Origin of the sequence: Caballeronia sp. GAFFF2, assembly GCF_023631485.1 — a bacterium.
In the GTDB taxonomy this organism is placed as follows: domain Bacteria; phylum Pseudomonadota; class Gammaproteobacteria; order Burkholderiales; family Burkholderiaceae; genus Caballeronia.
Map to the genome: position 1 here is coordinate 201,054 of NZ_JALQDA010000003.1, position 12,830 is coordinate 213,883.

Genomic DNA, 12,830 nt, shown 5'->3' on the forward strand with positions numbered 1-12,830 from the left:
CAAAGACAAGACCTATATCTTTTGGAGAACCCCGATGGACGCTAACCCGTTTGCAAAGATGCAGCGCCTGGGCCGAGCCCTGATGCTGCCGATTGCCGTACTACCGGTAGCCGGCCTGCTATTGCGTCTAGGCCAGCCCGATGTCTTCAACATCAAGATGATCGCCGACGCGGGCGACGCCATCTTCACGAACCTGCCGCTTCTGTTCGCCATCGGCGTGGCGGTCGGTTTCGCGAAGGACAACAACGGCACGGCGGGTCTTGCCGGTGCCATCGGCTATCTCATCGAGATCGCCGTAATGAAGGACATCAACGACAAGCTCAACATGGGCGTGTTGTCGGGGATCGTCGCGGGCGTGGTCGCGGGCTATCTGTATAACCGCTACAAGGACATCAAGCTGCCGGAATATCTGGCGTTCTTCGGCGGCAAGCGTTTCGTGCCCATCGTCACGGGGGTCGCGTGTCTCGCGCTCGGCATCTTATTCGGCTACATCTGGCAGCCGGTGCAGGCGGCTATCGACCTGGCCGGAACGTGGCTCACGACGGCGGGCGCGCTCGGCACTTTCGTCTTCGGCGTGCTGAACCGCATTCTGCTGGTGACGGGTCTGCATCACATCATCAACTCGCTCGCGTGGTTCGTGTTCGGCTCGTTTACGCCGCCGGATGGTGGCGCGGTCGTTCATGGCGATCTGCACCGCTTCTTTGCCGGCGATAAAACCGCGGGCGGCTTCATGACGGGCTTCTTCCCGATCATGATGTTCGGCCTTCCGGCCGCGTGTCTGGCGATGTTCCACGAAGCGCCGAAAGAGCGCCGCGCGGTCGTCGGCGGCCTGCTGTTCTCGATGGCGCTCACCGCGTTCCTGACGGGCGTGACCGAGCCGATCGAATACAGCTTCATGTTCCTGGCTCCGGTGCTTTACGCGATCCATGCGGTACTTACCGGCGTGTCGCTCGCGATCTGCTCGGCGCTCGGCATTCATCTGGGCTTCACGTTCTCGGCGGGTGCGATCGACTACGTGCTGAACTACGGTCTGTCGCAACGCGGCTGGATGGCGATTCCGCTCGGGCTCGTCTACGGCGTGATCTATTACGGCCTGTTCCGCTTCTTCATCCGCAAGTTCAATATGGCGACGCCGGGCCGCGAGCCGGCCACGACCGATGCCGAAACGTCCGCCACGCCGGTTGCAGGCGGCTACGGCACGCCGCTGCCGGGTGCAGCGAACACGCGCGCCGCGAAGTACATTGCGGCGCTGGGCGGCGCGTCGAACCTGACGCTCGTCGATGCCTGCACGACGCGTCTGCGTTTGTCGGTGGCGGATACGGAGAAGGTGTCGGAAGCGCAGTTGAAGAGCATCGGCGCGCGTGGCGTGCTCAAGCGGGGCGCGACGAACGTGCAGGTGATCATCGGACCGGAGGCGGACATCATCGCCGATGAAATTCGCGGTGAACTCGAACATTCGTCGACGCGCGGAGCGACGCCGGCTTCGTCCGCTCCGGCGGCTGCTTCGGTGGCTTCTGCGAACGTTGGCGCCTTCGATCAGACTGCCGGCCCGCTCGATCCCGATCCGCTGCGCTGGCTGGCGGTGTTCGGCGGCGCGACCAATGTCGTCACGCTCGATGCCGTCGCGCAAACGCGACTGCGCGTGGTCGTGCGCGATCCTTCGGCGGTGGATCGTCAGCGCCTGTCGACGCTGGATGTCGCGTGGGTGTCGGCGGATACGTTCCACATTGTCGTGGGCGCGGCCGCGCAGCGTTACGCGGCACAACTCGCGACGCGCGTGCCGGGAAGTGGCGGCGGGGCATCGCCGTTGCCGGCTTGATGCGAGATTCGGTCTGGTTTGATGAACGGCGCTTTCGGGCGCCGTTTTTTTATGCCTGGCAAGTTTTGCGTGACAGGCGGAGTTCTTTGTTCGGGAGATTGAGCGGCTGAGTCACCGAGAGCCAAGAACCACGAAGCACGAAGCACGAAGCACGAAGCACGAAGCACGAAGCACGAAGCACGAAGCACGAAGCACGAAGCACGAAGCACGAAGCCAAGAAGCCAAGAAGCCAAGAGGCCAAGAGGCCAAGAAGCCAACGCCCAAGCCGATTCACTTGTACTTCAAGTCCTGCCGCACAGCCCTTTGCGCCGATGCCAACAAGCGTCATGGACAGAAAAAAACGCCAAGCACTACATTGCTCCGCGCGCCGCCATCGATAGACGAAAACAAAAACCCGCTGTCCTTTCGGAACAGCGGGCTTCGAACTTACTTCAGCACCGAACTACGGTCATCGAGCTACCGCGATATCACGCGTACTCGGCCAGCGCGGAACGCATCTTCTTCATCGCGCTCGCTTCGATCTGACGGATACGCTCAGCCGATACGCCGAATTCGTCCGCCAATTCGTGAAGCGTCATCCCGCCCGAGCCGTCGTCCTGCACTTCGAGCCAGCGCGCTTCGACGATACGGCGGCTACGCGCATCCAGCGATTCCAGCGCGGAAGCCAGACCGTCGCTTTGCAACTTGTCGAACTGACGCGCGGCGATGACATTCGTCGGCTCGCTATGCGAGTCAGCCAGATAGGCGATCGGCGCATAGGCCTCCTCGCCATCTTCGACTTGGCCTTCGAGCGCGATATCTCCGCCCGACAGACGCGTTTCCATCTCGGCGACTTCCTCGCGCTTCACGTTCAACTGGCTTGCCAGACCTTCGATTTCCTCCGGTGTGAACGCCGAAGTGCCGGTCTTGTGGCTGCGCAGGTTGAAGAACAGCTTGCGTTGCGCCTTGGTCGTCGCGACCTTCACCATGCGCCAGTTGCGCAGGATGTACTCGTGAATCTCCGCCTTGATCCAGTGCATGGCGTACGACACGAGGCGTACGTTTTGTTCGGGATCGAAGCGCTTGACGGCCTTCATCAGACCGATATTGCCTTCTTGGATCAGGTCCGCGTGCGGCAGACCATAACCCAGGTAATTCCGGGCGATGGACACGACAAGGCGCAGGTGCGAAAGCACCAGTTGCCGCGCCGCATTCAGGTTGCCCTGTTCGCGAAACTCGGTGGCGTACTGACGCTCCTCTGCTTGCGAAAGCATTGGAATGCGGTTCACCGCTTGTATGTATGAATCGATGTTGCCGATCTGGCCGGTCAACATGGACGATTGTGCGTACGTCAGCGCGCCTGCCGAAGTTGCCTTGGCAGGTGCCGAGCTAAGAACATTCGGAAGGGTCATCGCATTGGACACGCTCATAAGCTCCTTATCAACAAATGCCTGTTGCCGCAAAGGCGCGGCAAGTCAGACATGATATTAGCACTCCGCTTCAACGAGTGCTAAGTGTTAGAGGGGAAACGAATGTGAGAGTTCCCACAAAGCTATCAACTTTGTGGATTCATAGCCGAGCACTGTATTCGAATCGTACCATTATTACCGATTCGTCACGTGCGATAGAATTAGTTACCTTACTTTGACGTAAGGAAGACAGGATATTCAAGCAAATAGGCTAATGGCAATCATTCGTGCAATTATGAGACGATGAATCTACAATGCGCGAAGCCCGCTTGGCGGCTCGACTCGTCAATCCCACAGATGGGGTGTCCATGCAGAAAAATAAAGGCCCTTGGCGTCATCTGTTGTCCCATGGCGCAATTGCCCTGTTGCTAGGAGTCACGTCGGCGGCAGCGCATGCCGACCGCTTTGGTTTGCAAATCGCGGGCGGCGTGGCCGATCGCGACATCAAAAAGGCGGATCTCGGCTTCGTATGGGACCCGAATCTGACCTGGTGGGAAATCGGCGGCTTCCACTTCACCTTGCTCGGCGAAGGTCACGTCGCCTACTGGCACTCGCAGGAAAGCAACGCAGTGCACCCGAACATCTGGGAATTCGGTGTGACGCCGGTTCTGCGCTTCGTGAAGAGTTCGGGATATATCCGGCCGTTTATTGAAGCGGGCGTCGGCGTGCGGCTTCTGTCGCATACGCGAATCACGACGGATTTCACGGTGTCGTCCGCGTTCCAGTTCGCGGATATGGTCGGCGTCGGTGCGATCTTCGGCGAGAAGCAGAACTATCAGGCGGGCTTCCGGTTTCAGCATCTGTCGAACGCCAGTATCAAAGAGCCGAATCCTGGTATAAATTTCAGCCAGCTATATCTGCAATACAACTTCTGACGGGGCGCCGGCGCATCGGTTTCTCGACACAAGGGGAACCGACAGATGCCGGCAAAATCCATGGAGGCCATTCGAGGCCTCCAGCGCGATCGCTTCCGGGCGATGGTCGACAGCGACGGCCCGGCTCTGGATGCGCTTCTGGCCGAGAACGTCAGCTACGTTCACACGAACGGCAAGCGCGAGACGAAGCGCCAGTTCATCGACGCGATCACCGCTGGTCGACGCCGCTATCGGCAGATCGAGATCCAGTCGCAGGACGTGATCGTCGCCGGCAAGGACACGTGCCTGGTCTCGGGACGGGCGCTGATCGAGATGGAATCGAAAAACGGCGCGCTGCTGTTTCCCATTGCCTACACCGCGGTTCACGTTCAGACCGACGGACAATGGCTGCTGCTAGCCTTGCAGGCGACGCGCGTGGCGCTGGAGTAGCCGCCGCGCGCGACGTCGAGGCATCAAGCCTCGACCGCTTCGTCCTGCCGCTCTGCCTGACGGCCCAATGGTTTCGACCGATTCACCGCACTGACGACCGCATCCACGACAGCCAACGCCGGATTCGCGTGCACCGCGACGCCAAAGCGCAACGGCTCGTCGCCGACGCGGCAGCCTACGAAGACGGCCGTATCGCCGCTCGCCGTTACCGCCGTTTCGAACCAGCTCACGTTTGCCGATACATCGAAACACGCCGCCACGGCTTGCGCGTAGACATCGCCGCTCGTCGCGCCTGATGCCGGCGGCAACGCGACGTTGCGCCCGAACACGGAGAGCGTCGCCGCATCGACGCGCGCGACCACGCCGCCCGCGTCGAAATATTCCTGCTTGAAGAGTGTGCAGATTGCGTCACCGGTGACTTCCTCGCCTGAGGTGTCCGCGAGTCTTTGCACGGCGTGGCTGAACTCGATCTGCACGCGGCGCGGCGGCGTGAAGCCGAGCCCGCGTTCGAGCAGATAAGTCGCGCCACCCTTGCCGGACTGGCTGTTCACGCGGATCACGGCGTCGTAGCTGCGGCCGAGATCGGCGGGATCGACCGGCAAATACGGCACTTCCCAGACCGTGCCCGGCTGACGCTGCGCAAAACCCTTGCGGATGGCGTCCTGATGCGAGCCCGAAAACGCCGTAAAAACGAGATCGCCCGCATACGGATGACGCGGATGCACCGGCAACTGATTGCAGCGCTCGACGACGCGACGCACCGAGTCGATATCGGAGAAATCGAGGCCCGGATCGACGCCCTGCGTGTAGAGATTGAGCGCAAGCGTGACGAGATCGACGTTGCCCGTGCGCTCGCCGTTGCCGAAAAGACAACCTTCGACGCGTTCCGCGCCCGCGAGCACCGCGAGCTCCGCGGCCGCGACCGCCGTCCCGCGATCGTTATGCGGATGCACCGAAAGCACGATGCTGTCGCGATAACCGAGATTGCGGTCCATCCATTCGACCTGATCGGCGAATACGTTCGGCGTCGCGGCTTCCACCGTGGCCGGCAAATTGACGATCATCTTGTGATCGGGCGTCGGACGCCACATTTGCGCGACGGCGTCGCAGACTTCACGCGCGAACGGCAACTCCGTCATGCTGAAGGTCTCGGGCGAGTACTGGTAGGTCCAGCGCGTCTGCGGCCGTGCATCGGCGCATTCCTTGATGATGCGCGTGCCTTCCACCGCCAGCGCCTTAACTTCTTCCTGCGACTGATTGAACACGATGCGCCGGAACGATGGCGCGATCGCGTTGTACAAGTGCACGATCACCTTGCTCGCGCCCTCCGCTGCCTCGAACGTGCGCTCGATCAATTCGCGGCGCGATTGCACCAGCACTTCGATCGTCACGTCGTCCGGGATGCGCTTCTCGTCGATCAGCTTGCGCACGAAATCGAAATCCGTCTGCGATGCCGACGGAAACCCCACCTCGATTTCCTTGAAGCCCGTTGCCACCAGCATCTCGAAGAATTCGAGCTTTGCGGCGATGCTCATCGGCTCGATGAGCGACTGGTTGCCGTCGCGCAGATCGGTGCTCATCCAGATGGGCGCTTTTTCGATCGTGCGGTTCGGCCAGCGGCGGCCATTCAGGCGGACTTGCGGAAACGGGCGGTATTTCTCGGCGGGGTTCGGCATCATGATCGTCGATCTCTCTTCGGACAGTTTGCGTAGCGTCTGCAAGAGATGCCTTCACCGGCGGCTGGCCGGCAATGGCGCGATGCACGTGAGACAGCGCCTGGCGAGCGTACACGTTGCGTCCCGGCGATGGTGACGCCTGCGACCAACGTGAACGTGCGCGAAGCAGCGTGCATTTGACCCTCGCGTTTTCAGTTCGCAGGATGAGCGAGCCGAAAAGCTGACGACTACAAGTGGTAAGGAAGGAACTACGAGAACTACTGGCAGGACCGCGCGCCTTGACGACGCGAGGCGCTACGCCTGGCGATTTACGCTAGACGTAGCGATAGGGGCCGCGCTAGGCGGCCCGAAATAATTCGGAGGGAGGAAGACTGGGTGAGACGCATATTTGCACTCTAAACCACTGCTTAAGATCGTGTCAAATACGTGCTGAATCTTTTTGCAATCGGCACAAGCCGAATCCGGGGCACTCAGACCGGCTTTCGAACGATCCCGGCGATGACTTCCACCTGACGCGCGATGGCGGGCGGCACGGGCACGTCGCCGCGCATCACGCTTTCGATCCAGCGCGCGGTGATCGCGGCATCGAGCGACTCGGGCAAATCGATGGGCGGCGCATCCGGTTGCGAATGTTCGGGCGAAATCAGCGTTTCCGCGTGGCCGTCGTGGAACCAGTCGACCTGGACTTGCCGGCGCGTGTCTGCCACCGCTTCGCCTTCCGTGCCGCGCGCGAGCAGCGCACCACCGGCAGCGGCGTCCGGATGCTCGGTGAAAAGCCCGGTCAGGCTTTCGCGATATTCCGGATGCGTGTAGTTCACGAGCCGCAAGCCCGGATCGGCGAACGGCTGAAGAATCTTCACGAGCGTATGCGTCGAATTGCGCACGCCCATCACGCGGCGCAGTTTCAAAAGCCGCGCGAGCTTCGGCGCGAGCGAGGCGATCGGCGCGAACGCGAGCCGGCGGGACGCGAGACTATCCTCGATTTCGTCGCGGGAAGCTGCGTGCGGAATGCCGAGTTCGCCGAAAATCGCGGCGCTCGTCACGCGGCCGGGATCGTCGACGACACCGTGCACCAGCACCGGCACGCCTTCGCGCGCGAGCAAAAGCGACAGGAGCGGCGTGAGATTGGGCTGCTTGCGCGCGCCGTTGTAGCTTGGAATCGACACGGGCCGCGCATGCTCGCGGCCTTCCTGCACGTGCAGCGGCTCGAACGAGCGATGCGCGGCGGCAAGCATAGCGGCGAGTTCGGCCGATGTCTCGCCCTTCACGCGATAAGCGAGCAGCACGGCGCCGAGTTCGATATCGGACACGCGGCCGTCGAGCATGGCTTCGTAGAGCGCGTAGGTGTCGTCGCGGGACAATGCGCGCGCGCCGTTCGGCCCGCGGCCGATTTCCTTGATGTAGCGTGCGCAGGCAAAGTGGTTGGCGGGGGTTTCTGTCTCTGTCATTGGCGGCTTGCGCGGGCCGCAGGCTCGATGTTCAAGTTCGTGAGCGATGCGGCACGCGAGTTCGAAGGAGCGGGATAGACCTTCAGTATCGCATTTAAGCGATGCTGGCAAGTTGCCAACGCCGAATCCGTTCGCGCCGGTAAGCCCGCTGTCGGCTCGGCGAAAGCACGCGAATGCCCGCGAAAGCCCGCCAGGCAAGCGCCGCCACGATTCGGCCTCGCGCGTTACACTCGCTCTCTCGCCCCGCGTTCCCACCGAACGAGGCGGCAACCCAGAAAACAGCAAAAGGAGAGCGGAATGAGTTACGTGTTTCCTCCGGCGCCCGCAGCGGCGGTGCCAGTCGACGGTTCGAGCGAGCAATTCCCGGTGCGCCGCATTTACTGCGTCGGCCGCAATTACGAAGCGCACGCGCGTGAAATGGGCCACGATCCCGACCGCGAACCGCCGTTCTTCTTCAGCAAGCCTGCCGATGCCGTGCTGTATGTCGCGCCGGGAGCCACGGGCGAGTTTCCGTATCCGTCGCAGACGAAAAACCTGCACTTCGAGATGGAACTCGTCGCCGCTATCGGCAAGCAGGGCAAGGACATTCCCGCCGACGAGGCGCTCGATTACGTCTACGGTTACGCGCTCGGCCTCGACATGACGCGTCGCGACTTGCAAGCCGAAGCGAAGAAAATGGGTCGCCCGTGGGATACCGCGAAGGGTTTCGACCGCTCCGCGCCCATCGGTCCGATTCATCCGGTATCGAAAGTCGGGCATCTGGAAAAAAGCGCGATCTGGCTGACCGTCAACGGCGAGGAAAAGCAGCGCTCCGACATCTCGCAGCTGATCTGGTCGGTCGGCGAGACGGTGGCTTACCTTTCCACGCTTTTCGAACTCTTCCCTGGCGATCTCATTTTCACCGGCACGCCCGAAGGCGTCGGCGCGGTGGTGAAGGGCGATCTGCTCAAGGGCGGCGTGGAAGGTATCGGCGATTTCTCCGTGCGCGTGGTTTGAGGCTCGCCCGTGAAGCTCTATAGCTACTTTCGCAGCTCGGCGGCGTATCGGGTGCGTATCGCGTTGAATCTGAAGGGGCTCGGCTACGAGTACGAGGGCGTTCATCTGCTGCGCGAAGGCGGTCAGCAACTGAAGCCCGAATACCGCGCGCTCAATCCGGACGGCATCGTGCCGACGCTCGTCGATGGCGCTGACGTGCTCACGCAGTCGCTCGCGATCATCGAGTATCTGGAGGAGACGCATCCGCAGCCGCCGCTGTTGCCCGAGCGCCCGGTGGATCGCGCGTTCGTGCGTTCGGTCGCGCTGCAGGTCGCGTGCGAGATTCATCCGCTCGACAATCTGCGCGTGCTCAAATACCTCAAGCACGAAGTGAAGACGCCTGATGACGTGAAGGACGCCTGGTACCGGCACTGGGTGGAGGCGGGGTTCGAATCGCTTGAGAAGCGGCTGGCGCGCGACGAGCGCGTCGGCGCGCTCACTTTCGGCGATACCCCGACCGTCGCCGATTTGTGCATCGTGCCGCAGGTGTTCAATGCGCGACGCTTCGGTATCGATCTGAATGCGTATCCGACGATCACGCGCATTGCCGATTACGCCGGCCAGATCGACGCGTTCGCGCGCGCCGCGCCTGGCCAGCAACCGGACGCCGAATGACGGCAGTGATTCCGGCGGGTGCGCTGTCGAGTTATCTGTCGGGCGCGGGTTTGGGCGCGAGTCTGATCGTCGCGATCGGCGCGCAGAACGCGTTCGTGTTGCGGCAGGGTCTGAAACGCCAGCACGTGGGGATCGTCGTGGCGATCTGCGCGGCTATCGACGTCATGTTGATCGGGCTTGGCATTGGCGGAATGGGCGCGCTGATCGAGCGTGCACCGGTTCTACTCGACGTGATCCGCTGGGCGGGCGCGGCTTTCGTCTTTCTCTACGGCGTGCGGGCGTTTCTCGCGGCGTGGCGCGGGCCGGGACATTTGAATGCCTCGGAGCGCGATTCGCAGACGGCGGCTGGCGCGGCGGCAACGGTTTTTGCGTTGTCACTGCTCAATCCGCATGTTTATCTGGATACCGTGGTGCTGCTGGGCGGAATCGGGGCGCGCTATGCGTGGCCGGGAAACGCGTGGTTCGCGGCGGGCGCGATGTGTTCGTCGGTCGTCTGGTTCACGGCGCTGGGGTACGGCGCGCGGTTGCTAAAACCGTGGTTCGAGAAAGACGTGTCGTGGCGCGTGCTGGATGTGATCGTCGGCTGCGTGATGTGGTGGATTGCGGGGACGTTGGTGGTGGCGCGGTGAAGAGTCCAGCGCGCCATGAAGCAAGCCGACGCTAGAAGCGGCGTCCTTTGTCTATCCATTCCTGTGTCTTGATCATCGGGAGACGATATCTTGCACAGTTGAACGCTTCGAGGTGCTCGAGTTCTGTCCTGAGCATTCCGTTGAAAGCGGCCATATCGGTTTCGGATAAGCCTGCGCCTTCGACTGCCTGATTCAAGGTAGAACCGAAAAACACGATCTGTCGAATCGCTTCACCAAGCTGCTCACGATAGCGGGCTCTCAACGGGTCTGGGCCGCCCATGGACTCGACGATGACCTGATATTTATCGATCGAGCGGCGGTAGGTCCACTCGAACAAATCGATTGCCAAAGTGACGTCGAGTCGCTCGTAGACGCCTATCATCGCCAGCGCGTAATCGCTTTGCTCGACGTCGAGGAAGGACAGGGGTGCGCAATTCGACAACATGAGCGGCATGTTTGCGCTCAGGCGACTAGTGCGCTTGTTCCCGTCGACGAAAGGCTGCAGATACGCGAGATTCACCCAAACGAAAAACGCTGCTTCCACAGGATTATGGATTCGAGTCGCTTTATCGATGATTTGCAAAAGCATCTCTTCGAGCAGCTTCGGCACCTGACTGGGCATGTACACCGACCCATGAATGCTAACGATCTTGCTTCGGATAGCACCGAGATCGGCTGCATCCGGCAGAAGATCGCGCATGAGCAGACTCTGCAAATTTCGAACGACAGGCACCGTCATGCCTTCGGTGGGAACCGCATCGACCATGAATTCGATCGCTTCCTTGTGATTCAAAAGCATGGTCGCGTCGCGGTCATCGGTTTCCGTTCGTCCCCTTTCGAACAGTTCTCGCGTATCTAGCAGGGTCTTCTGATTGCCTTCGAGTCGCGATGACGACCATGACAAGTCGATGAGCAGTTGTTCCAAAACTTTTCGCGCATATGTTCCGGCAGGCTGTTGATCCTGCGACTTGCCTTTTGAATACAGATCTTCGGCTAGAGCGGCGGGCAATAGACCGCCGAAATTCGGTCGATAAGCATCGACAAATGAGCGTTGATAAGAGACAGGTTGTCGCATTCCCAGCGGAGCCGACAGCGCGGCAATCAGTTTCCGCGCTTCGTCATCCAACGCACGATAGCGTGTACCGGCAGGCCCGCGGAGCTCCTCTTGCACCTCGACCAACGACGAAGAATTGGTCGTTCGATAGATGGTCGACCTTCCCGCGCCTTGTCGCTCCAGTGAGCCTTGCGCGACCAGCCGGGCCAGAGCGCGGTTGACTGTCGGTCTGGACCACGGCCCGATGCTTGCCTCGATGACGCCAGCAGATACACCGGGATCACCCGCCTCGATGCGTTGCGCTACGCACTGGACGATGGCTAGAAGAAGGGACTGGTCGATCATAAAGGCGCCGATGATAAGAATAGCTTAATCTTATCATCGGCCTGATAAGATTGATAAGATTAACGCCGATCTTATCGAATCTCATCAGCGCCCCACCTCACCCCAACAACGCGTCCGCGAACTCTTCCGCGTTGAACGGCTGCAAATCCTCGACTTTTTCTCCAACGCCGATGAAATACACCGGAATCGGCCGCTGACGCGCGATAGCCGCGAGAATGCCGCCTTTCGCCGTGCCGTCCAGCTTGGTCACGATAAGACCCGTCAAGCCGAGCGCGTCGTCGAAAGCCTTCACTTGCGCGAGAGCGTTCTGTCCCGTGTTGGCATCGATCACGAGCAGCACTTCGTGGGGCGCGTCGGGCATCGCCTTGGCGATCACGCGGCGCACCTTGCGCAGTTCTTCCATCAAATGCAACTGCGTCGGCAGGCGGCCGGCGGTGTCGGCCATCATCACGTCGATCTTGCGCGCGCGGGCAGCGCCCACGGCGTCGAAGATGACGGCGGCCGCGTCGCCGCTATCCTGCGCGATCACCATCACGTTGTTGCGCTCGCCCCAGACCGTGAGTTGTTCGCGCGCGGCGGCGCGGAACGTGTCCCCGGCGGCGAGCAGCACCGACTGATTGAAATGCTGCAGATGCTTCGCCAGCTTGCCGATGCTCGTCGTCTTGCCGACGCCGTTTACACCCGCGATCATCATCACGAGCGGTTGGGCGCGGCCGAGCATCAGCGACTTTTCGAGCGGACGCAGCAAGTCGATCAAGAGCACGCGCAGTGCGGCCTTCACTTGCGTGGCGTCCGTCAAACGCTCGGCGCGCACTTTTTCGCGCAAGGATTCAAGCAGATATTCGGTGGCATCGACGCCCGCGTCGGACATCAGAAGCGCGGTTTCGAGCTCCTCGTAGAGATCTTCGTCGATCTTCGCGCCGACGAAGATTCCCGTGAGGCTCGTGCTCGTCTTCGATAACCCATTGCGCAGACGCGCGAGCCAGGACTTGCGCGCGGCGGGATCGGGCTCGGGCGGCGGCATGATTTCCTCGCTCGCCCGATCGGTCTCGGGCGCGCGCAGCCATTGAGATTCGGTGCGGCCTTGCCAGTATTGCGTAGGCTCGGCGGCCGAAGGCGCCGGTGCTCGATGTGATGAAGTGTTTGCAGCTTCAGCCTGATGCGGCTTCGCGTTGCCGCCATGAACATGCTCGTCAGACGCCGCCGCGTCGCCGCGAATAGCTTGCGTGTTCGAGGCCGCCGCATCTTCACCATGAACATGCTCGCCCGACGCCTCGTCCTCTAATGCAACCGAGGAACCGTCGTCGTCCGCTTCGAGGTTGTCCTCTTCCGGCGTGTCGAGCGGCTCGTCAGCCGGCTTTTTGAATCGTTTGAAGAAGCTGAACATGGTATGTGAGGAGAGCGCGCGTGCTTGCCGGTTCGCGTCTGCGCGCCGATGCGCTCGCGTGTGCGCGGCT

The 12,830-nt window shown here is 61.4% G+C and carries 11 protein-coding genes; 6 read left to right on the forward strand and 5 right to left on the reverse strand.

The genetic code is table 11. The features are described from left to right. Positions 1–34: 34 nt before the first annotated feature. Positions 35–1,819 carry an N-acetylglucosamine-specific PTS transporter subunit IIBC gene (gene nagE, locus NCT04_RS01460; protein WP_250462825.1) on the forward strand — a complete coding sequence of 595 codons (1,785 nt, stop codon included), beginning with the start codon at positions 35–37 and terminating at the stop codon, positions 1,817–1,819. 467 nt (positions 1,820–2,286) lie between these two features. Here nagE and rpoH read toward each other — a convergent pair whose 3' ends face one another. Next, on the reverse strand, positions 2,287–3,222 hold the full coding sequence (gene rpoH, locus NCT04_RS01465) for an RNA polymerase sigma factor RpoH (protein WP_244827955.1): 936 nt from the start codon (positions 3,220–3,222) through the stop codon (positions 2,287–2,289). A 353-nt stretch (positions 3,223–3,575) separates the two neighbouring features. Between rpoH and NCT04_RS01470 the strand changes: the two genes are divergently transcribed. Together NCT04_RS01470 and NCT04_RS01475 are read left to right on the forward strand one after the other, a co-directional pair. Then, a complete protein-coding gene (locus NCT04_RS01470) occupies positions 3,576–4,142 on the forward strand; it encodes an acyloxyacyl hydrolase (RefSeq protein WP_284502949.1) in 567 nt (188 codons plus the stop codon). Between the two features lie 45 nt (positions 4,143–4,187). Then, a complete protein-coding gene (locus NCT04_RS01475) occupies positions 4,188–4,571 on the forward strand; it encodes a nuclear transport factor 2 family protein (protein ID WP_250462827.1) in 384 nt (127 codons plus the stop codon). A gap of 23 nt (positions 4,572–4,594) precedes the next feature. Here the strand turns inward: NCT04_RS01475 and leuA are convergent, their stop codons facing one another. Together leuA and ybiB are read right to left on the reverse strand one after the other, a co-directional pair. After that, complete coding sequence (gene leuA, locus NCT04_RS01480; protein WP_250462830.1) at positions 4,595–6,250, reverse strand: 2-isopropylmalate synthase; 1,656 nt, start codon at positions 6,248–6,250, stop codon at positions 4,595–4,597. 467 nt (positions 6,251–6,717) lie between these two features. Further along, positions 6,718–7,695, reverse strand: a complete 978-nt coding sequence (gene ybiB, locus NCT04_RS01485) for a DNA-binding protein YbiB (protein WP_244826899.1) — start codon at positions 7,693–7,695, stop codon at positions 6,718–6,720. Between the two features lie 297 nt (positions 7,696–7,992). Here ybiB and NCT04_RS01490 point away from each other — a divergent pair, with 297 nt between their 5' ends. Genes NCT04_RS01490 through NCT04_RS01500 form a run of 3 tightly spaced genes read left to right on the forward strand, consistent with a single transcriptional unit; the run spans position 7,993 to position 9,974 of the window. After that, complete coding sequence (locus tag NCT04_RS01490; RefSeq protein ID WP_250462832.1) at positions 7,993–8,691, forward strand: fumarylacetoacetate hydrolase family protein; 699 nt, start codon at positions 7,993–7,995, stop codon at positions 8,689–8,691. 9 nt (positions 8,692–8,700) lie between these two features. Beyond that, positions 8,701–9,345 (forward strand): maleylacetoacetate isomerase, encoded by a 645-nt coding sequence (maiA, locus tag NCT04_RS01495; protein WP_250462834.1) that lies wholly within the window; start codon positions 8,701–8,703, stop codon positions 9,343–9,345. After that, positions 9,342–9,974, forward strand: a complete 633-nt coding sequence (locus NCT04_RS01500) for a LysE/ArgO family amino acid transporter (RefSeq protein WP_250462836.1) — start codon at positions 9,342–9,344, stop codon at positions 9,972–9,974. Before maiA ends, NCT04_RS01500 begins: the two co-directional genes overlap by 4 nt. 31 nt (positions 9,975–10,005) lie before the next feature. Here the strand turns inward: NCT04_RS01500 and NCT04_RS01505 are convergent, their stop codons facing one another. Together NCT04_RS01505 and ftsY are read right to left on the reverse strand one after the other, a co-directional pair. Continuing rightward, positions 10,006–11,373: a Fic family protein gene (locus NCT04_RS01505; RefSeq protein ID WP_250462839.1), complete on the reverse strand. Its 1,368-nt coding sequence runs from the start codon at positions 11,371–11,373 to the stop codon at positions 10,006–10,008. Positions 11,374–11,470: 97 nt separating this feature from the next. Beyond that, positions 11,471–12,760, reverse strand: coding sequence for a signal recognition particle-docking protein FtsY (gene ftsY / locus NCT04_RS01510; protein ID WP_250462841.1), 1,290 nt, complete (start codon positions 12,758–12,760; stop codon positions 11,471–11,473). Positions 12,761–12,830 lie beyond the last annotated feature (70 nt).